Genomic DNA, 24,175 nt, shown 5'->3' on the forward strand with positions numbered 1-24,175 from the left:
ACCCGCCGCGCTCGTCGACGAGACGGCGGGGGCGCCTCCGCAGACGCTGTCGTTGAGGAAACGGCGCCGGAGGCTCTCGCGCCCGCGGCGGAGGCGAGCGGTTAGCCTGGCCGCATGTCCCCTTCCGCCCGACGCCCCGCCGCGTCCTCCCGCCCCGCCCGGCCCCGCCCGACGACGGTGCCCCTCGCCCTGCCCGACCGGCCCGGCTGGGTGCGGCTCGCCGCGGGTGCGGTGGTCCCGGGCGTCGTCGCGGCCGTCGCGGCGCTCGCGGCCCTGCAGGTGTTCGTCCTCAACCCGTTGGCCGCCGCGCCCGGCGACCGCGGCCTCCGGAGGATCTACGCGGACCTGAGCGCGGCGGGCCAGCTCGGCGTCCCCTTCATCCTTCCGGCCGTGATCCTGGCGGCCGGGCTCGGCGTGGCCGCGGTCCTGTGGTTCCTCACGTGGCGTCGCGAGGAGGTCGACCCGCTGGCGGTCCTCGCCCTGGGCCTCGCCTCGCTCGTCGCCGCCTCTCCGGCCTATTTCATGGCCTCGTTCGGGCCGGGCATGGCGCTCGCGGACACCTACGGCATCGGCGGGGGCGACCACAGCCCGTGGGCCTGGCCGATCTACGTGGTCAGCGTGCTGGCGTTGGCGGGGCTGGTCGCCGTCGTCGTGCTCCTGCTGCGCGGTCCGGTGGGCGGACTCGGCGCCCCGCGGCGCCGGGCCTAGGCTGGCGGGACCGACCTGACCACGACCCCACCAGGAGGACGCACATGACCATCCGCGCCGGCATCGTCGGATACGGGAACCTCGGACGCAGTGTGGAGAAGCTCGTGAAGCTCCAGCCGGACATGGAGCTGGTGGGCATCTTCTCGCGCCGCACCGGCCTGGACACGGACACGCCCGTGCTCCCGGCGGAGCGGGCCGCCGAGCACGCCGGGGAGATCGACGTGCTGTTCCTCTGCCTCGGCAGCGCCACGGACATCCCCGAGCAGGCGGCCGGCTACGCGCGGCACTTCACCACCGTGGACACCTACGACAACCACCAGCTCATCCCGCGGCACCGCGCCGAGATGGACGCCGCGGCCCGGGAGGGCGGGCACGTGGCGATGATCTCCACCGGCTGGGACCCGGGCCTGTTCTCGGTGAACCGGGTGCTGGGCGCGGCGCTGTTCCCTCAGCCGCAGCAGAACACGTTCTGGGGCAAGGGCCTCTCGCAGGGCCATTCCGACGCCGTCCGTCGGGTCCCCGGCGTCCGGCGCGGCGTGCAGTACACGATCCCCAGCGAGGAGGCGATCGCCGAGGCCCGCGCCGGACGGGGCGCCGAGATCACCGGCGCCTCCGCGCACGTGCGTGAGTGCTACGTGGTGGCCGACGAGGCCGACCACGCGGCCATCACCGAGGCCATCACCACGATGCCGGACTACTTCGCCCCGTACGAGACCACCGTGCACTTCATCTCCGAGGAGGAGTTCGAGCGCGACCACCAGGGCATGCCGCACGGCGGCCACGTCGTCACCTCGGGCGACCTCGGCGGCTCGCGCAGCGCGGTCGAGTTCGTGCTGGAGCTGGAGTCCAACCCCGACTTCACCGCCGCCGCGCAGGTCGCCTACGGCCGTGCCGCCGCGCGGCTGAAGGCCCAGGGGGAGACGGGGGCGCGCACCGTGCTCGAGGTCGCCCCGTACCTGCTCTCGCCCACGGGGCTGGACGAGCTGATCCGCCGGGACGTCTGAGCCGCGGCGAGGCGTCCGGCGCGTGACACCGGGCCGGGCGCCGCCGTCGTCGGCCTCAGGCCAGCAGCAGGGCGACGGCGATCATCGCCGGGATCGCGACGATCGTGGTGACCAGGATCGTGTCCTTCGAGACGCGCAGCCCCGCGTCGTAGCGCACGGCGGTGACGAACACGTTCTGTGCGGTCGGCAGGGAGGCCAGGACGACGGCGACGAACACGTGCCGCGCATCCAGGCCGAACACGAACTGCGCGAGCAGCCAGGCCAGCAGCGGATGCACCACCAGCTTCACCGCCGAGGCGAGCAGCACGTCCGCGCGTCGCCCGCCGGCCCGCTCGAGCGGCCGCGAGCCGACCAGCGACATGCCGAACGCCAGGAGCATCGCCGGGATGGACAGCCCGCCGATGAGCTCCACGGACTCCATGAGGGGGCCCGGCAACGACCAGCCGGTGAGGGAGAAGACCAGGCCGGCCACCGAGCCCAGGATCAGGGGGTTGGTGACCGTGTGGCGGACCTGGTCGGCCACGGCGCGCCCGGGGGAGCGGCGCACCGCCCGGCGCCGGCCCGCCGTCGTGCGTCGCCGGGCCTCGCGCGCGGTGGCGGCGTCCATCGCGGCCACGTAGAGCGGCGTGTAGATCGCCAGCTGGAAGATGAGCGCCGGGGCGGCCAGGGCGGCGTCGCCGAGGACGTAGGCCGCGATGGGGATGCCGAGGTTCGCCGAGTTCACGAGCGAGGCGCTGAGCGCGGACATGATCCGCTCCGAGGCCGACCTGCCCTTCAGCAGCGGGACCGTCACCGCGAGGTACAGTGCGGCCGCGGTGAACGCGGACAGCGTGGCCACCCACAGCTGGGGGCCCAGCACGGCGCCCACGTCCGCGCGGGAGAGCGTGACGAACAGCAGCGCCGGGTTGCCGATGAAGAACGCCGCGCGGGAGAGCACGGTGCGGCCGTGCTCACCGAGCACCCCCGTGCGCCCCACCAGGACGCCCACGAGGATGATCACCCACACGACCGCGAAGCCGGAGAGCACCTGGGTCACGGACGGGCCTCCACAGGTCGGGGTGGGGCGGTCCGCGGCGGGGTCAGGGGCATGGCGCGATCCTACGTCGCGGGCGTCGGCTAGCCTGGATCACGACGGCGGCGCCCACCGCCGAGCGCGCCACGCGGCCCGGTCCCGCGCGGCAGGGCCCTGCAGCCCGGCGCGAAGGGGAGCGGATCCTCGGGCCCACCCGCACGCGACGGACGTCGTCCCCGACCCGCGGCGCGGCATGGCCGGGAGCGCGCCGGCGAGGATGCACCATGACCCGTCAGTCCGACCTCAAGACCCTGATCCGCGCCCGCATGGCCGTCACCGGTGAGCGGTACACCGCCGCGGCGGCGGCCCTCGCCGACGAGTGGCAGTCCGCCGAGCGCTACCACGCGACCGTGCTCGCCCGCTTCTTCGACGGGGACCGGCTGCGCTCCATCCCTGCGCGTCGCAAGCCGCGGGTGGCCGTCCTTCTCGAGCTGTTGCGTCGCTTCAGAGCGGGCCGCGCCTACGCGGAGGCCGAGGTCAACGACCTGCTGCGCCCCGCCCACGAGGACGTGGCCACGCTGCGTCGCGAACTCGTGGACTACGGGTTCCTCGCCCGCGCCGACGGCGTCTACCGACTGGCGGACGCCGGGCCCGACCTCGACCCGCGCTTCGCCGCGGACCTGCCGGTCGACCTGGAACGCCGGCTGCGCGAGATCCGCGCGGGCCGTTGAGGGGAGCGGGACCCCACGCGGCGACCTGGAACGCCAGCGGTCGCCATGACGCCGGAATGTGGCCGCATTCCGACGTCTTGCGTTCCCGGTGCGGCCGTGGCGGGGCGACGTGGGCCGACACGGCCCCGGGTCCCTCGCGTGAGGGGCCCGGGGCCGTCGTCGTGGTGTGGAGCGGGCGACGGGAATCGAACCCGCGTATCTTGCTTGGGAAGCAAGCGCTCTACCATTGAGCTACGCCCGCGCAACCGCTCGGCTTCCGCCTGCGGCGCGGGCACCACCATACACCAGCCCGGCCGGTGCACCGGCCCCGCGTCGTCCTCGCGCCCCACGGCCCCGTACGTCAGTGCACCGGGTCCGCCACGGCGACCTCGCGCGCCTGCACCCGCCGCGTCGCCGCCCGGGCGCGCGAACGACCGAACGCGTCCGCGTACCGCGTGAGCACCGGCCCGGCGATCACGATGGAGAACTCCCCGCGGATGGTCAGGGCCGCACCCGCGCGCCAGCGGCCGGCCACGCCGTTTCCCGAACGAAAGCGCACCAGGGGCCGCCGTTTCCCGAACGAAAGCGCGCCGGGGGCCGCTGGTAGAGTCCGAACCGCGCCCGGCCGCGGCCGGACGCGTCCGGCAGCCCCTGTCCCGGAAGGACGTCCCATGCGCGACACCACGGCCGACGCGGCCCAGGTCCCCGCCCGCCCCGACGACGCGGCGGTGTACCGCTACCTCGCGTTCGGGGAGGCGGACCGCCCCTTCCTCGTCGGCGGTCCCCGGCCCGCGCCGCTGGCCCCCGCTGCGACGCCGTCCCCGGTCGCCGACCTCGAGTCGGTCCGCGCCGCGATCCGCGCCCACGGCGGCCCCTTGGCCTCGACCGCGCACGTGTGCGGCCGCCCCGTCCCGACGCCTCCGGCCGCCGACGCGTCCCGCGGCCTGCGCGGTGCCGCGCGCACCCTGACCGCGACCCGCCGCGACGTCGCCGCCCGCCTGGCCGACTCCCGCGAGCGCGCCGACGTGCCCGTCGAGGCGCTGCTGAACTCGGCCTTCGTCGACGCCCACGCGGACGAGCGCCCCGCCGATCGCGGCGTGCCGCGCGGGCGGCTCGCCGGCCTGGTGGACGCCGTCCTCCCGCCGGCCCGCCACGCGGACGACGACGCCGCGGCCGGCCTGCTGCTCGCCCTGCGCGAGCCGGTCCGCGAGGTGTTCGCCTCCGACTCGTTCGCCGCCCGCCCGTACGCCGACGCGCCCACCGTCCGCGCGCTCTTCGAGGACTTCCTCGCCCACCCGCGCCGGCACGACCCCGAGCGCTTCTGGCGCCTGCTCAACCTCGAGCTCTGGCTGCGCGACGCGGTGGACGCGGACGCCGCCCCGGCCGGCCCCGCCACCGCGGTCGACGAGGCCCCCACCGCCCCGGCACCGGCCAAACCGGACCACGAGCCGAACCCGGGCAAGGAGCTCGACCTGGTCTCCGCCGAGGACGGCCGCCGCTACCGCCGCTTCCCTGTGCAGACCGGCCTGGTGGACCGGGACACGGACCTGCAGGCCTACCTGCGCGGCGAGATTGAGGACTTCTTCCGCGACCTGCCCGCGGACGCGATGCCGCAGGACGCCCCGTGGCACTTCTCCGTGTCCGAGAAGATCGTGGCCATCACCCAGGGCCGCTCCTACTACACCTGGGAGGTCCGCCCCTCCGTGGCCGCCCGCGCCCTCTCCCGCCTGGTCACCCGCACGCCCGCGGGCATCGGCCTGGGCGACCCCACCACCATGCAGCTGGCCATCCAGGAGGCCGGCCTGCCGCGCATCGTGCTCTCCGCGGCCGCCGGCGCCGCCGGCAAGGTCGCCGGCAAGCGCGGTGTGTTCTACAACGTGGTGGGCGGCAACGTCCGCGCGATCGACGGACCCACCACCTACTCCACGTTCCCGGCCAACGTCTCCGCCAAGCTGCCCCCGGCCGAGCCGGACCGGGTGGCCGCCGAGGTCTCGGCGATGATCCGGGCGGCGGACATCCCGGCCTGGGCGAAGGCCTCCTTCGCCGGCACCGTCGTGATGGACGCCAACGACATCGGCCGCAACGCCCTCGGCAAGGACACGGCCGCGTCGGCCGCCGCCCTCGAGGCCGCCTTCGCGGACAACCCGCTGGGCCAGGGCCGCGAGCGCACCCCGCTGGCCGTCGTCGTGCGAATGGACTGAGCCGTGCTGCTCTCCGACCGCGACATCCGCGCCGAGCTCGACTCCGGCCGCGTGGGCCTGGACCCCCTCGACCCGGCGATGGTCCAGCCCGCGTCCGTGGACGTGCGCCTGGACCGGTTCTTCCGGCTCTTCGACAACCACCGGTACGCGCACATCGACCCGCGTCAGGAGCAGGACGAGCTGACCCGGCTGGTGGAGGTGGACCCGGACGAGGCGTTCATCCTGCATCCGGGGGAGTTCGTGCTCGGCTCCACCTATGAGCAGGTCACGCTGCCGGACGACCTCGCCGCCCGCCTCGAGGGCAAGTCCTCGCTGGGGCGGCTGGGCCTGCTGACGCACTCGACCGCCGGGTTCATCGACCCCGGGTTCTCCGGGCACGTCACGCTCGAGCTGTCCAACGTGGCCACGCTGCCCATCACGCTGTGGCCGGGGATGAAGATCGGCCAGCTGTGCTTCTTCCGGCTCTCCTCGGCGGCCCAGTCGCCGTACGGCACCGGGGCCAACCAGAACCGGTACCAGGGTCAGCGCGGGCCCACGGCCTCCCGGGCGCACCGCGACTTCCACCTCACCCGCATCGAGCGATGACCGGCGCCGCGCTCCCGCCGGTCGCCTCCGCCGCCCCGCGTCGCCAGGTGGCCGCGTGGGCGCTGTGGGACTGGGGCTCGGCCGCGTTCAACGCGGTCATGGTCACCTTCGTGTTCGGCACCTACCTGGCCTCGGACGCGTTCGGGCCGGACGAGCGGGGCACGGCGTGGCTGTCCACGGCCCTGGCGATCGCCGGCGTCGTGATCGCCCTGACCGCGCCCGTGATGGGCCGGCGCGCGGACGGCGCGGGCCGGCGCCGCCTCTGGCTGGGGGTGATGACGGCGGCGGTGATCGCGTGCACCGCGGCCTGCTTCTGGGTCACCCCGGAGGAGTCCTCGCTGCTGCTGGGCGTCACCCTGATCGCCCTGGGCACGGTGTTCTTCGAGTTCGCGGAGGTGCAGGTCAACGCGATCCTCGTGCACATCTCGACGCCGGCCACGATCGGCCGGATCTCGGGCATCGGCTGGGGCGCGGGCTATCTCGGTGGCATCCTGCTGCTGCTGATCGTGTTCGTGGGCTTCGTCTCGGGGGACGCGCACTGGTTCGGCGTCACGGAGGACGCGGCGCTGAACATCCGGGTGGTCGCGCTCGTGGCCGCGGCGTGGTTCCTGGTGTTCGCGATCCCGGTGCTGGTGGCCGTGCCGGACCCGGCGCCCGCGCCGTCCCCCGGCGGCGGCCCGCGGCGGGAGTCCCTGGCGGCCTCGTACCGTGCGCTGGGGTCCACGCTGGCGCGGATGTGGCGCGAGGACCGGAACACGCTGTGGTTCCTCGTGGCCTCGGCGGTGTTCCGCGACGGCGTGGGCGCGGTGTTCGTCTACGGCGCCATCCTGGGCACCACGGTCTACGGGCTGGCGGCCTCGGACGTGGTCCTGTTCGCGATCGCGGCCAACGTGGTGGCCGCCCTGGGCGCCTTCGTGGGCGGGCGGCTCGACGACGCGGCCGGTCCGCGCCGGGTGATCCTGGGCTCGCTCGCCGCGATGGTCCTCGTGGCCGGGGCGCTGTTCTTCGCCTCGGGCACCCTCGCGTTCTGGGTCGGCGGGCTGGCGCTGTGCCTGTTCGTGGGCCCGGTGCAGTCGGCCTCGCGCGCGTTCCTGGGCCGGCTCACCACGCCGCGGACGGCCGGCGAGGTGTTCGGGCTGTACGCCACCACGGGCCGCGCGGTCGGGTTCATCACGCCCGCGCTCGTGACGCTCGCGCTCGCCCTGCACCCGGACAACCGGGTGGTCATCCCCGTGATCGTCGTCGTGCTCGTGGCCGGTGGGCTGCTGTTCGCCCGGGTCACGGAGCCGATCACGCGGAGCGCGGAATCGGTGCGCTGAGCCCGGGTGGGGCGCATCTTTCCGCTAGTCTGGACTGGACCCTCGCCCGTGCCTGACGAAGGGACCGCATGCTCGTCATCCTGACCGCGCTCTTCGTCGTCGCGCTCGCCGCCCCGGTGATCTTCCGGTGGACGGGACGTCAGGGGTTCTATCTGCTCGCCGCCGCTCCCGCGGCGGGCTTCGTCTGGCTGCTCACCCAGCTGCCGCACGTGTTCGCGCTGCAGGAGGCGCTCGACGCCGGCCGGCCGGTCCCGGCCTCGGCGGCGCATCTGGACCGCGCCGTGCCGTGGGTGCCGTACCTCGAGATCGAGCTCGCGTTCCGCATGGACGTGCTGGCCGCGTTCATGTCCCTGATCGTGCTGGGAGTCGGCGCGCTGGTCCTGGCCTACTGCGCCCGCTACTTCCGGGAGCACGAGCCGCGCAACGCGGTGTTCGGCGGGCAGCTGCTGGCGTTCGCCGGCGCGATGTTCGGGCTCGTCACCACGGACGACCTGATGGTGCTCTACACCTTCTGGGAGATCACGTCCGTCCTGTCCTTCCTGCTGATCGGCTACTCGGGCCACCGCATCTTCGCCCGCCGCTCCGCCATCACCGCCCTGATCGTCACCACGTTCGGCGGCCTGGCCATGCTCGCGGGCCTGATCATGCTGGCCCACTTCGCCGGGTCCTGGCGGATCTCCGGCGTGCTGGCCGCGGCCCCCGGCCTCCTCGCGGACGACGGCGGGCGCGTCCTGCTCGAGGTCGCCGTCGGCCTCGTGCTGATCGGCGCGCTGACCAAGTCCGCCCAGGCGCCGTTCCACTTCTGGCTGCCGGGCGCGATGGCCGCCCCGACCCCGGTCTCGGCCTACCTGCACGCGGCCGCGATGGTGAAGGCCGGCGTCTTCCTCGTGGCCCGCCTGGCCCCCGCCTTCCACGAGCTGGCCACGTGGCAGGTGCTCGTGCTCGGCCTGGGCCTGTGGACCCTCCTGCTGGGCGGCTGGCGGGCCCTGCGGCAGACCGACGTCAAGCTCGTGCTCGCCTACGGCACGGTCTCCCAGCTCGGCTTCCTCATGGTGGCCAACGGGCTGGGCGTCCGCGACGCGGCGCTGGCCGGCCTCGCGATGCTCCTGGCGCACGCCCTGTTCAAGGCCCCGCTGTTCATGGTGGTCGGCATCATCGACCACGAGGCCGGCACCCGTGACCTGCGCGAGCTCTCCGGCATCGGCCGCCGCCACCCCGTCCTCGCCGCCGTCGCCGTCCTGGCCGCCGCCTCCATGGCCGGCCTGCCCCCGTTCTTCGGGTTCGTGGCCAAGGAGGCGGTCCTGCAGAGCCTGACGGACCACGGCGCGGCCCACGGCGGTCTGCTCGCGTGGGCGCCCCTCGTGCTGATGGCCGTGGGGTCCGTGCTCACCGTGGCCTACACGTGGCGCTTCCTCTGGGGTGCCTTCGCCACCAAGCGCACCCCCGAGGGTGCCCCCGTGCCCGCCACCCGCTTCCACACGCGCGTGACCTTCCTCGAGCTGGCCCCCGCCGGGCTGCTGGCGCTCACCGGTCTGGTGCTCGCGGTCCTGCCCGGGCCCCTCGAGCACCTGCTGGCCGCCCACACGGCCACGATCCCGGCCCTGGACCCGGCCGCCTCTCCGGCGCACCTGGCCCTCTGGCACGGCTGGACGCCCATCCTCGCCCTCTCCGCGGGGGTCTGGGTGCTCGGCGCGCTGCTCGCCCTCGGCCGGCCGGGAGTCGAGGCGTTCCAGCGCCGCGTCGAGTTCCCGGTCGACGCCCTGCGCACGTACCGGAAGATCACCGGCGCCCTCGACGAGGTCGCCATCTGGGTCACGGGGCGCACCCAGACCGGCTCCCTGCGCCGCTACCTGGGCATCATCCTGGCCACCGCGTTCCTGCTGCCGGCCGCGTTCCTGCTCTTCCCCGTGGGGCGCAGCGAGCGCACGCTGGCCACCTCGTTCCTCTCCGCGGACGTCGCCTGGTTCCAGACCCCGGCGCAGCTGGTCGTGGTGCTGATGATCGCCGTCGCCACCGTGTTCGCCGTCCGCGCGCGCCGCCGCTTCAAGGCGATCATGCTGGTGTCCGTGACCGGCTACGGCGCCGCCGCCCTGTTCGCGATGCGCGGCGCCCCGGACCTCGCGATCACCCAGGTGCTCGTGGAGACCATCATCCTGGTCACCCTCATCCTGGGCCTGCGCGTGCTGCCGCCGGACTGGTACGACCGCCGCACCGGCTCGCGGCGGATCGCCCGCATGGCGGTCGCCGCCGGCTTCGCCCTGACCATGATGTGGATCGCCGCCACCGCGCTGGCCGCCCGCACGGCGGAGCGGATCTCGCTGCCCATGCCGGAGCTCGCCTACACGGACGGCTACGGCACGAACGCCGTGAACGTCACCCTCGTGGACATCCGCGCGTGGGACACGTGGGGCGAGATCACGGTGCTGGCCGCCGCGGCCACCGGCGTGGCCTCCCTGATCTTCCTGCAGCACCGCGACGGGCGCACCCGCAGCATCGACGACGTCGCCCCCGGCTCCGTCGGCGACTTCGGCGCCGACTCCTCGCTCGGGGCCCGCGAGCTGTCCGTCGTGCGCAGCTTCGCTGTGGACGATCGCAAGGGCCAGTGGCTCGTGGCCGGCCACACGATGGCCCCCGAGCGGCGCTCGATCATCCTCGAGGTCGTCACCCGCTTCATGTTCCCGATCATGATGCTGCTCTCCGTCTACCTGCTGCTGGCCGGGCACAACACCCCCGGCGGCGGCTTCGCCGGCGGCCTGCTCGCAGGCCTGGCCCTCACGCTGCGCTTCCTCGCCGGCGGCCGGTACGAGCTGCAGGAGGCCTCCGTGATCCCGGCCGGGCCCATGATCGGCCTGGGCCTGGCGATCGCCACGCTCACCGGGATCGCCCCGCTCTTCTTCGGCGGGCAGATCCTGCAGTCCTATGTGGTGGAGTTCACCGACCTGCCGCTGTTCGGCGACGCCCTCAAGCTGGTCTCGGCCACGGCGTTCGACATCGGCGTGTACCTCGTGGTGGTCGGGCTCGTGATCGACGTGCTGCGCTCGCTCGGCGGTGAGGTGGACCGCCGGGGCGAGGAGGCCCGCCGCGCCCGCCTGCGCGCCGCGGCCCGCCGTCGTCATCCGCGCATGCCCACCCCGTCCACCCCCGACGCCCCGGAGGCCGCCCGATGATGACCGTCGACCTGGCCCTGCTCCTGGCCATGGGCGTGATGTTCGCCGGGGGCATCTACCTCGTGCTCGAGCGCAGCCTGACGCGCATCCTGCTCGGCATCGTGCTGATCAACAACGGCGCCATCATGCTGCTGTTCCTCTCCTCGGGCGGCACGGGCCTGGCCCCGCTGTTCGTGCGCGGACGGGACCCGCACGAGTACGCGGACACGCTGCCGCAGGCGCTGATCCTCACCGCGATCGTGATCGGCTTCGCCGTGATCGCGTTCCTGACCGCCATGATCTACCGCTCGTGGCTGCTCGTCCGCGAGGACGAGGTCGAGGTGGACGCGGAGGACGTCAAGATCGCCCGGATGCCCGCCTGGGACGCGGAGGACGACGCGGAGCTCGTGGAGGAGTCCTCGGAGTTCCTGGACGACGCCGCGGACCCCAACGCCCACTACGAGCACGCCACGGAGTCCCGACCCCACGTGCGCCACGCCTCACCCACGCCGCCCGCCCATCCCGGCCCGGCGTCCGCCGTCCGTGCCCACCGCGCCGACGGGGGGCCGCGCCCGTGAGCATCGGCACCCTCCCCCTGACCGACCTGGCCCCGCTGGCCGTCATGCTGCCCGTGCTGGGCGCGGCCGTGACCTTCATGCTCGTGCGCCGCCCCCGCGCGCAGATCACCGTCACGGTCTCCGCGCTCGTGCTCACCCTCGTGCTGGACGCGCTGCTGCTGGCCGCGGTCTGGGACACCGGGGTCGCGGCCGTCCACCTCGGCGGCTGGCCGGCCCCGCTGGGCATCAGCCTCGTGGTGGATCGGCTCTCGGCCCTCATGCTCGTGGTGTCGGCGCTGATCACCCTGGCGGTGCTGCTGTACGCCTCGGCGCAGGGGCTGATCAACCGGGACGAGGGTGGGCCGGTCTCGATCTTCCACCCCACGTTCCTGATCCTCGTGGCGGGCGTGTCCAACGCGTTCCTCGCCGGCGACCTGTTCAACCTCTACGTGGGCTTCGAGATCCTCCTGACGTCCTCCTACGTGCTGCTGACCATGGGGGGCACCGCCCAGCGCATCCGCGCGGGCGTCACCTACGTGGTGGTCTCCGTGCTCTCCTCGGTGGTGTTCCTGATCGCGATCGCGATGATCTACGCGGCCACCGGCACCGTGAACATGGCGGACCTGGCCGTGAAGCTGGGCGAGCTGCCCACCGACGTGCAGATGGTCCTGCACGTGCTGCTCCTGGTGGGCTTCGGCATCAAGGCGGCCGTGTTCCCGCTGTCCTTCTGGCTGCCGGACTCGTACCCCACCGCGCCCGCCCCGGTGACCGCGGTGTTCGCGGGCCTGCTCACCAAGGTGGGCGTGTACGCGATGATCCGCACCGAGACGCTGCTCTTCCCGGGGGAGCACGTCAACGCGCTCCTGCTCGTGGTGGCCGCGCTGACCATGGTGGTGGGCATCCTCGGCGCGCTGGCCCAGACGGACATCAAGCGCATCCTGTCCTTCATCCTCGTCTCCCACATCGGCTACATGATCTTCGGCCTGGGCCTGGCCACGGAGGCGGGGCTGGCGGCCACCGTGTACTACGTGGCCCATCACATCACCGTGCAGACCGCGCTCTTCCTCGTCACGGGCCTGATCGAGAACCGCGCCGGCACAGCGAACATCGACCGCCTCGGGTCCCTGGCGAAGGTCTCCCCGTTCGTGAGCGTCCTGTTCCTCGTGCCCGCGCTCAACCTCGGCGGCATCCCGCCGTTCTCCGGCTTCCTCGGCAAGGTCGGCCTGCTGCGCGGCGGCGTCGAGCAGGCCACGCCCCTGGCCTACACGCTGGTGGGCGTGTCCCTGCTCGTGTCCCTGCTGACCCTGCTCGTGGTGGTGCGCGTGTGGACCCGCGCGTTCTGGCGCCGCGTCGAGGACGTGGAGCACCCGCCCGCCCAGCTCGTGGCCGCCTACGAGCGGGCCGTCGCCCGTGGCGAGCGCCCCCGCCCGCTCGAGCCGGGCCTCGTGCTGCCCACCACGGCGCTCGTGGGCCTGACGCTGGTGTTCACGGTGGCCGCCGGTCCGCTGTTCGCGCTGGCCGACGAGGCCGCCACGGACATGCTCGACCGCTCGCCCTACATCGCGGCGGTGCTCGACGACGCCGCGGCCGAGCGGGCCGCGGCCACCCTCAGCGTCGACCCGACGGAGGTGCACGATGCCCGGAAGTGACTCCGCCCGCCGCGGCGTGGTGCGCCCCGACCGGATCCGGGGCATCGTGGCCCAGTGGCCGCTGATCCTCGTGATGGTGGCCGTGTGGTGCGCCCTGTGGCAGGACTTCGCTCCGCACGTGGCCCTGACCGGCCTCGCCTTCGCGCTGCTGATCATCGGGCTCTTCCCGATGCCGAGCATCCCGTTCAGCGGCCGTCTGAACCCCTGGTGGTCCCTCGTGTTCACGGTGCGGTTCCTCGTCGACGTCGTGCGCGCCTCAGTCAACGTGGCCGGGACGGTGCTGCTGCGTGGCCGCCGCGCCCGCGGCTCGATCGTGGGCGTCCCGCTGCGCAGCCACGACGACCTCATCATCACGCTCGTCAGCCACGCCCTGGCCCTGGTGCCGGGCTCGATCGTGCTGGACGTGGACCGGGTCCGCTCCGTCCTGTACCTGCACGTGCTCGACGCGACCACGGACGAGGACGTGGCGGGCTTCCGCGCCAAGGCCCTCGACGTGGAGGCGGGCATCATCCGCGCCGTCGGCACGCGTGAGGACCTCGAGCTGGTCCGCCGCTTCCCGAGTTCGGCGCCCCCCGCCGCCCGCCCCCCGAAGGAGGAGGCCTGATGGACCCCATGGACCTGGCCACGTGGGCCGGCGGGGCGCTGCTCGTGGTCGGCGCCGTCGGTGCGCTCTACCGGATCGTGCGCGGCCCCTCGCTGCTGGACCGGGCGGTCGCCACGGACGTGCTGCTCGTGGTGTTCTCCGGGATGCTCGTCCTGGAGATGGCCGTGCACCGCCACACCCACCACGTGGTCCTCGTGGTGCTGGCCGCCACCGTCGGCTTCGTCGGCTCGGTGACGGTGGCGCGCTTCGCGGAGGACCGGCGCCCGGACCACTCGCTCGAGGACCAGGCGCGCGTGCCCGGCACCACGGACGTGCCGGGCGGGGAGGAGGGCCGATGACCGACACCGCCACGCTCCTGGACTGGCTGGCCGCGTTCCTGCTCGTCAGCGGTGCCTTCTTCTCCCTGGTGGCCGGCGTGGGCCTGTTCGTGCTCCCGGACCTGCTGGCCCGCATGCACGCCGCCGCCAAGCCGCAGGTCCTCGGCCTGCTGCTCATGCTCGCCGGGCTGGCGATCGAGTGGCGGTCGTGGGTGTGGCTGCCCGTGCTGTTGCTGGCGTGGGTCACCCAGATGGTCACGGCCCCGGTGGCCTCCCACCTGGTGGGCCGTACGGGCTACCGCACCAAGCACGCCCGCCGTGAGCTGCTGCACCGGGACGAGCTGGCCGCCGTCGTCCGTCGCGCCGAGCCCCCGGCGGACCCCGGGCCGCGCCGCGCCGGCGCCCGGCCGCGCGGGCGCCGCTGACACCACCCCGCACAGCACGACGGCCGCCGTCCGGATCCCTCCGGGCGGCGGCCGTCGTCGTGGTGGTGGCGGGGCGGCTCAGACCTCGTGGTCCACGCGGTGCGCGGTGGACTCGGACACCTTGCGGATCGCGGCGCCGGCGCCGCGCTGGCCGGCGACCTTCAGCAGCGCCGCGACGCCCGCGGAGATGAACGCGAAGGACAGGGCCTCGATGAGGGGCAGCGTCTCGTCGGCCGCGTCGTTCGGGGCGCTGTGGCCGGTGACGAGCCGCCAGCCGCCCGCCACCACGCGGGAGCCGACGATGCCGCCGACCAGCGTGATGCCGGCGGACAGGGCCTTCTGGGCGAGCGTGTTCATGGTGCGCCTTCCGTGGTCGGGGATCTCACGTGCGGTTGCGGCCGCGGCCGACGACGCCGGACGGGCCGGTCCCCAGCCTAGCCCGCGGTGGGCACCGGGTCGCCGCTGACGTGCCGGCCGGGGTCGCCGTCGGCGTCCAGATGGGCCTGCAGCATGCCGGTGAGCTCGTGGTCCACGGGGATCTCGACGCCGTCGACGGCGCGCACCGGCAGGACGCCGCGCACCGAGGAGACGAGCCAGACGCCCTCGGCGCCCTGGAGGTCCGCCGGGACGAGCGGGCCGTAGCCGAGCTCCCAGCCGTCCGCGTGGGCGGCCGCGAAGATCACGGCCTGCGACGTGCCGGCGAGGATGCCCTTCTGGCGCAGCGGGGTGAGGAGGCGGCGGACGCCGTCCTCCCCGGTGCGCACGATCAGCACCGTGGAGGTGGGGCCCTCGAGCAGGTAGCCGTCCGCGCTGGTGAAGACGACGTCGTCGGCGCCGTGCGCGCGGGCGTAGCGCAGGGCGGCCATGTTCACGGCGTAGGAGAGGGTCTTCGCGCCGGTGAGCAGCCACGGGGAGCGCTCGGGGGCCTGCGAGTCGATGCCGCGGTCCAGCAGCAGCACCCGCAGCCCCCGCTGCCGCTCCTCGTCCTGGATCGCCGGGGCCGGGCTCAGCAGCGCCCACGCGGTGGGCGTGGGCACCGCGCCGGGAGCCGCGTCCGGGCCGCGGGTGACGGTCAGGCGCACGGCGAGACGGTCCCCGGGCGCGACGTCGTTGGCCTCGGTGAACGCCCGCAGGCCGAGCGCGACGGCGGCCTCCCACGCCGCCGCCTCGGGGGCGGCCAGCTGCAGGGCGGCGGCGGACGCGGCCAGCCGGCCGAGGTGGGCTCCGAGCTTGCGCATGCGCAGGGTCCCGAGCCCGTCGGCGACGGCGAGCGCCGTCTCGAAGATGCCGTCGCCGCGCGTGACCCCCTGGTCCGTGACGCTCAGGTGCGGGACGGCCGGGTCCGCGAGCCGCGGGGCGGGGGCGCCGTCCGCGTCCGTCTCGAGCAGGACGAGGACGGGCGAGCCGGCGGCGGGGGAGAAGGCGGTGGGACGCATCCGCCCAGGATAGACGCCCGCCCCCGGCCGATCGGGGCCGGGGGCGGGCATCAGTCGGGGGCGGTCAGGCCCGGTGGGCGCCGCCGTCCGGGGCGGGGACGGAGGGCTGCGCCGGGGCGTGGGCGCGCTCGAGCTGGGCGCCCTCCACGTCCACGTCCGGCATGATCCGGTCGAGCCAGCGCGGCAGCCACCACGCCTTCTCGCCGAGCAGGTGCATCAGCGCCGGCATCAGGAGCAGGCGCACCACGAACGCGTCCAGCAGCACGCCGAAGGCCAGGCCGAAGCCCATCGGGCGGATCATCGCGTCGTGGGCGAAGATGAACCCGCCGAACACGGAGATCATGATGATCGCCGCGGCGATCACGACGGCCCGGCCCGAGCGCAGGCCGGTCAGCACGGCCTGGCGGGCGGGCAGGCCGTGGGCGTAGGCCTCGCGCATGCCGGAGGCGATGAACAGCTGGTAGTCCATGGCCAGGCCGAACAGCACGCCGATCATGATGGTCGGCAGGAAGCTGAGCACGGGGCCGGGGTTGTGGACCCCGAACACCGAGCCGAGCCAGCCCCACTGGTAGATGGCCACCACGCCGCCCATGGCGGCGAACATGGAGAGCACGAACCCGCCGGTGGCGATCAGCGGCACCAGGATCGAGCGGAACACCAGCACCATGATCAGCAGGGACAGGCCCACCACCACGCCCAGGTAGAGGGGCAGGGCGTCGGAGAGCTTCTCCGAGACGTCGATGAACCCGCTGGTCATGCCGGCCACGCCGAGGTTGGAGGCCTCGCCGGCCGGCTCGGTGGCGCGCAGGTCGCGCACCAGCTCCTCGGTGGAGACGGCGTTCGGGCCCTCCTCGGGCAGCACCTGGAACATGGTGACGGTGCGGTCCTCGTTGAAGCCCGCGGGCACCACGGCGTGCGCGTGCTCGAGGCCGGCGAGCTGCTCGCCGACGTCGAGCTGGGCGTCCGTGGCGCGCCCCTCGTCCAGGCCGGCGGGCAGGTCCACGGTCACCACGAGCGGGCCGTTGTAGCCCTCGCCGAACTTCTCGGCGGTGAGCTCGTACGCAACCTGCGAGTCGGAGCCCTCCGGCTCGGACCCGCCGTCCGGCAGGCCCAGGCGCATCGAGCCGACCGGCAGGGCCACGAGCACCAGCAGGGCGACGGCCGCCAGGGCCGAGGCGATCGCGGCCGGGGTGGACATGGTCGAGCGGCGCCCGGCGCGGCGCACGGCGGCGGAGCCCTCGGCGACGGAGGCGGGACCCTCGTCGGCGAGGCGGGCCCGCTCCTTCTTCGAGAGGATCCGCATCCCGGCCAGGGAGAGCAGGGCCGGGGTCAGGGTGACGGCCACCAGCACGGCCACGGCCACGCAGACCGCGCCCACGGTGCCCATCAGGCCCAGGAACGGGATGCCGGTGACGTTCAGGCCCACGAGGGCGACGATCACGGTGATGCCGGCAAACACCACGGCGTTGCCGGAGGTGCCGTTGGCCAGCGCGATCGACTCGTGCAGGCCCGTGCCGCGACGCAGCTCCTGGCGGTGCCGGTTGACGATGAACAGCGCGTAGTCGATGCCCACGGCCAGGCCCAGCATCACCCCGAGCACCGGGGTCACGGAGATCATCTCCACGGCGGAGGAGAACGCGAGCGCCCCGGCGGCGCCCACGCCCACCAGCGCGTTGACCAGCGGCAGACCCGCGCCCACGAGGGTGCCGAGCATGACCACCAGCACGATCGCGGCGACCACGAGGCCCACGACCTCGCCCGGGCCGAGCAGGGAGGGCGCGGTGGCGTTGAGCTCCTGGGAGGGATGCACGGCGACGCCGTCGATGTCCGCGCCGGTGAGGGCGCCGGTGACCGCCTCCTTGTCCTCGGCGGTGACGTCCAGGGTCGGCGTGGTGAAGGTGACGATCCCGACGGCGGTGCTGCCGTCCTCGGACACGGTGCGGAAGTCCTCCGCGAGGGCCAGGGTGCGCTCGCCGCGCTCGGCCTCGACGCGGCCGTCGTCCAGCTCGGCGCGGCCGTCGGCGAGGTCGGCCTCGGCCTGGTCCAGGCGCTCCGCGCCGGCGGCCAGCTGGGCCCGGCCGTCCTCGAGCTCGGCGACGCCGCGCTCGTACTCGGCCCGGCCCTCGTCGATCTTCTGCTGCTGCGCGTCGAGCTCGGCCTCGGCCGCGTCCAGGGCCTGCTGCCGTCCCGCGGCCACCTGCTCGCGGCCGGCCTCGAGCTCGGCCTCGGACTCCTGCAGCTGCTGCCGGCCGGCGGCGAGTCGGGCGGCGCCGTCGTCGGCCTCCGCCTGGGCGGCCGCGAGCTGTTCGGCGCCCGCGTCGGCCTCGGCCTGGGCGGCCTCCAGCTGCGCGCGGGCGGCGTCGGCCTGGTCCTGACCGGCCGCCAGCTGTGCCTCGCCGGCGGCGAGCTGCGCCTCCTGGTCGGCGAACTGCGCGGCGACCTGCTCCGCCGGGATGCCGGCGGCCTCGGCCTCGGCCAGCGCGGCGTCCCGGGCCTGCTCGAGCTCGGCGCGGCCCGCGGCCAGCTGCTCGGCCTGGGCGTCGAGCTCGGCCTGCCCGGCCTCGAGCTCGGTCCACCGGTCGCCGAGCTCGGCCTGCCCGGCCTCGAGCTCCTGCCGCTGTGCGTCGATCTCGGCCTGGCCGGCCTCGAGACGCTCCGCCTGCTCCTCGAGCTCGGCGCGGCCGGCGTCGAGCTGCTCCTGGCCGTCGGCCACCTTCTGCTCGGCCTCCCGGAGCGGGGCCAGGGCGTCGGCCGGCAGGGCCTCCAGGCCACGCTCCTCGAGGTCGGCGCGCGCGGCGTCGAGCGCGGCCTGCCCCTCGTCCAGCTGGGCGGCGGCCTCGGCGAGGCGCTGCTCGCCCGCGTCGGCCTCGGCCGTGCGCCGCTCGAGCTCGGCCCGGCCGTCCTCGATCTCCTGGCGTCCGTCCGCGAGGCGCTGCTCGCCGTCGGCCAGCTCGGCGCGGCCCTCGTCGAGCCGGGTGCGGGCGTCGTCCCGCTGGGCCTGGGCCTCGAACGGGTCCACGACGCCCTCCACGGCCGGCTGCTCGGCGACGTCGTCCAGCAGGGCGGTGATCTGCTCGCGCTGGGCGTCGGTCAGGGGGGAGCCGTCCTCGGTGGTGAACACGACCTGGCCCCTACCGCGGGAGGCCTCCGGGAACTCCTCCTTGAGGCGGTCCGTGACCTGGGCGGTGGGCGTGCCGGGGATGGTGACGGTGGAGGAGAGCGTGCCGCCGAAGGCGAGGAACCCGCCGACGGCGAGGGCCAGGGCGAGCACCCAGGCGAGGATCACGAGGAGGGGGCGGCGGGCGGCGCCGAGGCCGAGACGGTAGAGCAGTGTCGCCATGGGAAGGGGAGGTCTCCTTGCGCTGGGGTGGGACGCGGCCGGACGCGGCACGCCGCCTCCGATGCTACACCTAAGCGGAGCGTACCGCTCCGGTCCCGGCGCCCGGCCGGCCCGCACGCAGACCCCCGACGCCCCGACCCCGGGCGGCGCCCCCGTCAGGCGGAGGGCAGGCGCAGGACCAGGTCCGCCGCGGCGCGCGGGGCGTGCCGGGCCAGGTAGTCCTCCTCCTGTGCGGCCCAGCGGTCCCAGTGCGGGGCGAAGGTCTCACCGTCCCGGGCCAGCGCCCGCGTGCGCCGCGCGGGGGTCTCGAGCTCGAGCCACACCGCCAGGTCGAGCAGCGGTCGGGCGGCGGTGCTGAGCGCACCCACGCCCTCGCACACCACGACGTCGGCCGGCGCGGTCCGCCGCGGCGGACCGGGGGCGGCGCGGTGCCAGTCCCACGTGGTCCAGGTCGCCGTGCCCCGCTCCCGCAGCGCGCGCACGACGGCCGGGTAGGGGCCGTCGTCGCCCACCGCGGCGGCCAGCCCGTCCCAGCCCTGGTACATGGACTCGATCTCGATCACCTCGACGCGCGCGAACGGCGCGATCCGGGCCGCGAGCGCGGCGGCGAGGACGGTCTTGCCCGACCCCGAGCGGCCGTCCAGGCCGATGAGCGCCGGTCGGGTCACGGGTCCTCCGGGGTGGGGTCCGTCAGCGCGGCGGTGGCCGCCTCGAGCACCCGCACCGCGGCCCGCAGCTCCGCGACGGAGAACCCCTCGAGGGCGGCGCTCAGCCGCTGGGACATCGGTTGGAACGCGCGCTGCCCGTCGCGGCGGGCCGTGTCCGTGTGCTCCACCAGCACGCGCCGCCGGTCGCCCTCGTCCCGGCGGCGGCGGACGTGGCCCGCGGCGGCCAGGCGGTCCACGAGGGCGGTGGCCGAGGCCCGGGTGAGGTGCAGGTGGGCGCCGAGGTCCGAGGCGGTGACGGGCTCACCGGCCGCCGCGCGGGCCATCAGGTACGCGAGGGCTCTGAGGTCCGTGCGATGCAGGCCGACGCCGCGGCCGGCCTCGTCGACGGCGTGCTCCGCGCTCTCGCTGAAGACGCGCAGCGCGTGGACCACGGCGAGATGCTCCGCGGGGGCGGAGGGGGGCTGCGTGGTCATGGCCGGGAGTCTAGCCAGCCCCCATGGTTGTTTGATCATCGAACCATCCCCTACGCTCGGGGGCATGCCCACCCCGCCCGACCTCTCCGCCTTCCGCACCCCCGCCGCCACGGGGCGTCCCCCTCGGGGGCTGCGGCTGGGCCTGGCCGCGGCGCTCACCGTGGTCTGGCTCGCCGTGCTCGGCCTGGGCGGCCCCGTGTTCGGCAAGATCGGCGACGTCTCCTCGAATGACCAGGCCACCTTCCTGCCGGCGTCGGCCGAGTCCACCCGCGCGGGGCAGGAGGCGGCGGCGTTCCAGGACGGCGAGGCCGTGCCCGCCGTCGTCATGGGCCCGGCGAGCACAGCGGACCCCGCGGCCGCCTTCCCCGCGCTCGCGGACCTCGCGGGCCGGCTGGGTGAGGTGCCGGGCGTGACCGACGTCGCCGGCCCGATCCCCTCCGACGACGGCGCGGCGGTGCAGTTCCTGGCCTTCGTCGACTCCTCGGCCGGGGCCGAGCGGCCCGTGGCCGACGTGGTGGCCGACCTGCGGGAGGTCGTGGCGGACCCGGCGGCCGCCGACCCCGCCCTCGCCGGGACCGTGGCCGCGGACACCGAGTGGCACGTGGGCGGTCCGGCGGGCCTGGTCGCGGAGCTGGGCGGCGCGTTCGCGGGCATCGACGGGCTGCTGCTGCTCGTGGCGCTCGCGGTGGTGTTCGTGATCCTCGTGGCGGTCTATCGCTCCGTCCTGCTGCCGATCTTCGTGCTCCTGACGGCCGTGGCCGCGCTCTGCGGCGCGATCGTGGCCGTCTACGGGATGGCCCTGGCGGGCTGGATCCAGCTCAACGGCCAGGCCCAGGGCATCCTCTCGATCCTCGTGATCGGCGCGGCCACGGACTACTGCCTCCTGCTCGTGGCCCGGCACCGCGAGGAGCTGCTGGTCCGGGCGGACGTCGGGGAGGCGCTGCGGGCCGCCGTGCGCGGGTCCTTCGGCGCGATCACCGCGTCCGCCTCGACCGTGGCCCTCGCCCTGCTGATCCTGATGGCCTCGGACCTGAACTCGACGCGCTCCCTCGGCCCCGTGGCCGCCACGGGTGTGGCGTTCGCGTGGCTCGCCGCCCTGACCCTGCTGCCGGCGCTGCTGCGGCTGACCGGGCGTGCCGCCTTCTGGCCCACGATCCCGTCCCCCGAGCGCGCGCGCCGTCGCGCGGAGCGCCGCGCCGCCCGGGGCCGGGCCTTCACCCCGCCGCGCGACGGCGTGGGCCGGCCCGTCGCCGGCCTCGAGGAGGACCACGGGGTGTGGACGCGGGTGGGTGCCGTCGTCGCGCGCCGGCCCCGTCTCGTCTGGGTCGCCACGACGGTCGTGCTCCTCGCCCTCTGCGGCGGTCTGCTGCAGCTGCGCGCGGACGGCGTCGCCCAGGAGGACGTGCTGCTCGGCGACTCCGACGCCCGGCAGGCCCAGGCCCTGCTGAGCGAGCACTTCGACGCCGGCGCGGGCGCCCCCGCCCAGATCCTCGCCCCGGCCGAGGACGCGGAGGCGGTGCTCGCCGCCGTCGCGGAGGACCCCGGCGTGGCCGAGGCGGAGGTCACCGCGGACGCCCCCGGGACCGCCGCGGTCCCGCCCCCGAGCGCGCTCGAGGCGGAGGGCGGGACGGGCGCCGCGTCCGCGCCGGAGCCGCAGCCTCGCGTGGTGGACGGCCGCGTGCTGGTCTCGGCCACCCTGGCGGACCCGGGCGAGTCCCTCGCCGCGCAGCAGACCGTGGCCCGCCTGCGCGACCGGCTCGCGGATCTCCCCACCTCGGGCGAGATCCTCGTGGGCGGCCCGCCGGCCCAGGCGTTGGACACGAACGTCACCACGCAGCGCGACCTGCGGGTCGTCATCCCGCTGATCCTCGCGATGCTGCTGGTCGTCCTCGCGGTGCTGCTGCGCTCGCTCCTGGCGCCCGTGCTGCTCGTGGCGGCCACCGTGGTCAGCTTCGGTGCGGCCCTGGGCGTCTCGGCCCTCGTGTTCCGGCACGTGTTCGGCTTCGAGGACGCCGACCCCACCGTGCCGCTGTACGGCTTCGTCTTCCTCGTGGCCCTCGGGATCGACTACACGATCTTCCTGATGACCCGGGCGCGGGAGGAGACGCCGCGGCACGGCACGCGGGCGGGCGTGCTGCGCGCCCTCACCGTCACGGGCGGGGTCATCACCTCGGCCGGCGTCGTGCTGGCGGCCACCTTCGCCGCGCTCGCGGTGATCCCGCTGATGTTCATGGTGCAGTTGGCATTCATCGTCGCGTTCGGCGTGCTGTTGGACACACTGGTGGTGCGCACGCTGCTGATCCCCGCGCTCGTCCGGGACATCGGCCCGCGCGTCTGGTGGCCGGCGCGGGCCGCCTGACCTGGTCGGTCCCGGACCCTTCCCGACGACGGCCCGCACCTCCTCCGCCGAGGTGCGGGCCGTCGTCGTCCCGACACGGCGGGCGTGGGGCGTCGGTCAGTCGCCGAGGGTGAAGTCCACCATCAGCAGGTGGGACAGCGCCACGGAGTGACCGGAGTGGGAGTGGAAGGGCTTGCCCAGCGCGCGCAGGGCCTCCACTGTGCGGTCTGTGCGCGCCATGGCACGGCCCATGATGAAGCGACGCACCTCCGGGCGGGCGGCGGCCCGGTCGATGTCCTGCAGCCAGCGCTGGAAGCCGGCGGACAGGGGATCGTCCGGGTCGGCTGTCTCGACCGTGTCGTCGCCGTAGGCCGTGCCGGCGGCGAGCCGGTCCGAGGCGGGCAGGACGAGCAGGCTCTCGAGCTCCTGCGCGGTGGGTGCCTTGCGGGCGTTGTCGTAGTCCACGTCCTTGAGCCCGGGGGCGAGGGACTCCATGACGTCGAAGTAGAAGCGGCGGCGCACGTCCTGGGGGAGGGAGGTGAGGGCCCGGATCGCGTACTTCGAGTTGAGCGGCATGAACAGCGGGCGGGCCTTCGGGATGTGGCCGAAGTGGAAGCGGTTCCGGAACTCGAGGTAGTGTTGGATGCTCGGCACGACGCCCGGGGCGGTCTGCTTCAGTTGCTCCTGCGTGGTGGCCATCTCCTCCTGCCAGAGGGCGAAGTCGGCGGCGGGCATCTTCTCCTTGAACGGCTCCAGCAGGCGCAGCGGCTCGGCATGCCGGTAGTACTGCTTGATGGTGCCGCCACCGCCGCCGTGTGCATGCACCTCGAACGGGTTCTGGAACGTCGACGACATGTAGACCGGGGTGTACACGCCGAGGCTGTTCTCCCGCCAGTGGCGGTAGGCGCGGGACCCGGACACCAGGGTGCGGGTGGGCGGCTTGGGGCCGTTCACCGTCAGGCCGTGGGCCTCGGCGATCCCCTTTGCGACGGCCAGATCCTCCTTCTGGTTGACGCCCGAGTGCAGCCAGAACCGGTCCGAGTCCGTGCGGAACAGGCCGGACTCGAGGAGGAACGCGAACACCGTGCGGGAGTCCACGCCGCCGCTGAGGTCCGCGGTGAAGGTGACCCGCGGGTCCGCGAGCAGGGCGCGGGTGCGCCCGCGCCAGACGTCGAGGTACTCCTGGAGCGCCGCCTCGTACTCGAGCGGCTGGAGCTCGGGGGCGCGCTCGAGGGAGAGGACGCTGCCGCGGATCACCACGACGGTGCCGACCGGCAGGAGTCGGATCTCGTCGAACGGGGTCTGGAAGATGGACAGCTGCATGGTCAGCGTCTGGCGGAGGGCGAACGGACGGAGCCTGCCGAGCCGGGGCGTGAGCGTCATGCCCTCGGTGCGCAGGTGCTCCACCAGCCCGCTGTAGGAGGAGCCGAGCGCCCAATCGTCGCCGCTGCGGTAAAGGAAGAGACGGCCCAGACCGCTGGCGTCCGTGCCCACCTCGAAACGGCGGCCGAAGAGCCTGCCCGCCCGGCGTGCGACCACGTAGCAGCCGTCCTCGCCGGGGCCGACGGTGCGGCCGGTGCGCGCGCGATACGCAGTCATGCCCGCGGGCCCGTGCACGTAGTCCGTGCCGACTGTCAAGGGCCATTGAGTTCTGCCCATAGGCGGCCAGTGTTTCTTCCCGCT

General features: G+C 74.6%; 19 protein-coding genes, 1 tRNA gene and 2 pseudogenes. 13 read left to right on the forward strand and 9 right to left on the reverse strand.

Translation table 11 applies throughout. From position 1 onward, the window contains the following. Positions 1 to 114 precede the first annotated feature (114 nt). Together NR072_RS08255 and NR072_RS08260 are read left to right on the forward strand one after the other, a co-directional pair. On the forward strand, positions 115 to 708 hold the full coding sequence (locus tag NR072_RS08255; RefSeq protein ID WP_256836832.1) for a hypothetical protein: 594 nt from the start codon (positions 115 to 117) through the stop codon (positions 706 to 708). A gap of 44 nt (positions 709 to 752) precedes the next feature. Beyond that, the gene (locus tag NR072_RS08260; protein WP_036385002.1) at positions 753 to 1,712 is read left to right on the forward strand and encodes a diaminopimelate dehydrogenase; all 960 of its coding nucleotides are present in this window, start codon (positions 753 to 755) and stop codon (positions 1,710 to 1,712) included. Between the two features lie 55 nt (positions 1,713 to 1,767). Here NR072_RS08260 and NR072_RS08265 read toward each other — a convergent pair whose 3' ends face one another. Then, on the reverse strand, positions 1,768 to 2,748 hold the full coding sequence (locus tag NR072_RS08265; protein ID WP_060973616.1) for an AEC family transporter: 981 nt from the start codon (positions 2,746 to 2,748) through the stop codon (positions 1,768 to 1,770). 260 nt (positions 2,749 to 3,008) lie between these two features. On the opposite strand from NR072_RS08265, the gene NR072_RS08270 reads away from it, so the two are divergent. Beyond that, complete coding sequence (locus NR072_RS08270; RefSeq protein ID WP_036317141.1) at positions 3,009 to 3,455, forward strand: DUF2087 domain-containing protein; 447 nt, start codon at positions 3,009 to 3,011, stop codon at positions 3,453 to 3,455. A 167-nt stretch (positions 3,456 to 3,622) separates the two neighbouring features. On the opposite strand, the gene NR072_RS08275 is transcribed toward NR072_RS08270, so the two are convergent. Beyond that, positions 3,623 to 3,696, reverse strand: a tRNA-Gly gene (locus tag NR072_RS08275). A 99-nt stretch (positions 3,697 to 3,795) separates the two neighbouring features. Next, a pseudogene (locus NR072_RS08280) lies at positions 3,796 to 3,984 on the reverse strand (cation:proton antiporter); the annotation flags it as partial. A 121-nt stretch (positions 3,985 to 4,105) separates the two neighbouring features. Between NR072_RS08280 and NR072_RS08285 the strand changes: the two are divergent. From NR072_RS08285 to mnhG, 9 genes and pseudogenes are all read left to right on the forward strand, one after another. Further along, positions 4,106 to 5,635, forward strand: a complete 1,530-nt coding sequence (locus tag NR072_RS08285) for a hypothetical protein (RefSeq protein ID WP_206496707.1) — start codon at positions 4,106 to 4,108, stop codon at positions 5,633 to 5,635. Between the two features lie 3 nt (positions 5,636 to 5,638). Further along, a complete protein-coding gene (gene dcd / locus NR072_RS08290; RefSeq protein WP_036317147.1) occupies positions 5,639 to 6,220 on the forward strand; it encodes a dCTP deaminase in 582 nt (193 codons plus the stop codon). Beyond that, a pseudogene (locus NR072_RS08295) lies at positions 6,139 to 7,539 on the forward strand (MFS transporter); the annotation flags it as partial. The gene dcd and the pseudogene NR072_RS08295, both read left to right, overlap by 82 nt. Positions 7,540 to 7,607: 68 nt before the next feature. Next, the gene (locus NR072_RS08300; protein ID WP_102708543.1) at positions 7,608 to 10,706 is read left to right on the forward strand and encodes a Na+/H+ antiporter subunit A; all 3,099 of its coding nucleotides are present in this window, start codon (positions 7,608 to 7,610) and stop codon (positions 10,704 to 10,706) included. Beyond that, entirely contained in the window at positions 10,703 to 11,263 is a 561-nt protein-coding gene (locus NR072_RS08305) for an NADH-quinone oxidoreductase subunit K (RefSeq protein ID WP_078025521.1), read from the forward strand. Before NR072_RS08300 ends, NR072_RS08305 begins: the two co-directional genes overlap by 4 nt. Continuing rightward, positions 11,260 to 12,891: a Na+/H+ antiporter subunit D gene (locus NR072_RS08310; protein ID WP_036383641.1), complete on the forward strand. Its 1,632-nt coding sequence runs from the start codon at positions 11,260 to 11,262 to the stop codon at positions 12,889 to 12,891. The genes NR072_RS08305 and NR072_RS08310 overlap by 4 nt, the downstream gene beginning before the upstream one ends. Beyond that, positions 12,878 to 13,495 (forward strand): Na+/H+ antiporter subunit E, encoded by a 618-nt coding sequence (locus tag NR072_RS08315; protein ID WP_036383643.1) that lies wholly within the window; start codon positions 12,878 to 12,880, stop codon positions 13,493 to 13,495. Before NR072_RS08310 ends, NR072_RS08315 begins: the two co-directional genes overlap by 14 nt. Beyond that, entirely contained in the window at positions 13,495 to 13,833 is a 339-nt protein-coding gene (locus NR072_RS08320) for a monovalent cation/H+ antiporter complex subunit F (protein WP_036383645.1), read from the forward strand. The genes NR072_RS08315 and NR072_RS08320 overlap by 1 nt, the downstream gene beginning before the upstream one ends. After that, positions 13,830 to 14,237 (forward strand): monovalent cation/H(+) antiporter subunit G, encoded by a 408-nt coding sequence (gene mnhG / locus NR072_RS08325; RefSeq protein WP_036383647.1) that lies wholly within the window; start codon positions 13,830 to 13,832, stop codon positions 14,235 to 14,237. The genes NR072_RS08320 and mnhG overlap by 4 nt, the downstream gene beginning before the upstream one ends. Before the next feature lie 78 nt (positions 14,238 to 14,315). Here mnhG and NR072_RS08330 read toward each other — a convergent pair whose 3' ends face one another. The 5 genes from NR072_RS08330 to NR072_RS08350 form a co-directional block, all read right to left on the reverse strand. After that, positions 14,316 to 14,594 carry a DUF4235 domain-containing protein gene (locus tag NR072_RS08330; protein ID WP_036383649.1) on the reverse strand — a complete coding sequence of 93 codons (279 nt, stop codon included), beginning with the start codon at positions 14,592 to 14,594 and terminating at the stop codon, positions 14,316 to 14,318. A 77-nt stretch (positions 14,595 to 14,671) separates the two neighbouring features. Beyond that, the gene (locus NR072_RS08335; protein ID WP_036383651.1) at positions 14,672 to 15,673 is read right to left on the reverse strand and encodes an aminotransferase class IV; all 1,002 of its coding nucleotides are present in this window, start codon (positions 15,671 to 15,673) and stop codon (positions 14,672 to 14,674) included. 64 nt (positions 15,674 to 15,737) lie between these two features. Next, the gene (locus NR072_RS08340) at positions 15,738 to 19,013 is read right to left on the reverse strand and encodes an MMPL family transporter (RefSeq protein ID WP_256836843.1); all 3,276 of its coding nucleotides are present in this window, start codon (positions 19,011 to 19,013) and stop codon (positions 15,738 to 15,740) included. A 155-nt stretch (positions 19,014 to 19,168) separates the two neighbouring features. Then, positions 19,169 to 19,681 (reverse strand): para-aminobenzoate synthase component I, encoded by a 513-nt coding sequence (locus tag NR072_RS08345; RefSeq protein WP_044658845.1) that lies wholly within the window; start codon positions 19,679 to 19,681, stop codon positions 19,169 to 19,171. After that, a complete protein-coding gene (locus NR072_RS08350; RefSeq protein WP_044658846.1) occupies positions 19,678 to 20,154 on the reverse strand; it encodes a MarR family winged helix-turn-helix transcriptional regulator in 477 nt (158 codons plus the stop codon). The genes NR072_RS08345 and NR072_RS08350 overlap by 4 nt, the downstream gene beginning before the upstream one ends. 64 nt (positions 20,155 to 20,218) lie before the next feature. Between NR072_RS08350 and NR072_RS08355 the strand changes: the two genes are divergently transcribed. Beyond that, on the forward strand, positions 20,219 to 22,513 hold the full coding sequence (locus NR072_RS08355) for an MMPL family transporter (protein ID WP_256836845.1): 2,295 nt from the start codon (positions 20,219 to 20,221) through the stop codon (positions 22,511 to 22,513). Positions 22,514 to 22,609: 96 nt separating this feature from the next. Here the strand turns inward: NR072_RS08355 and NR072_RS08360 are convergent, their stop codons facing one another. Next, a complete protein-coding gene (locus NR072_RS08360; RefSeq protein ID WP_256836847.1) occupies positions 22,610 to 24,091 on the reverse strand; it encodes a hypothetical protein in 1,482 nt (493 codons plus the stop codon). Positions 24,092 to 24,175 lie beyond the last annotated feature (84 nt).

The sequence above is a fragment of the Micrococcus sp. Mcc89 genome (assembly GCF_024519795.1).
GTDB lineage: Bacteria > Actinomycetota > Actinomycetes > Actinomycetales > Micrococcaceae > Micrococcus > Micrococcus luteus.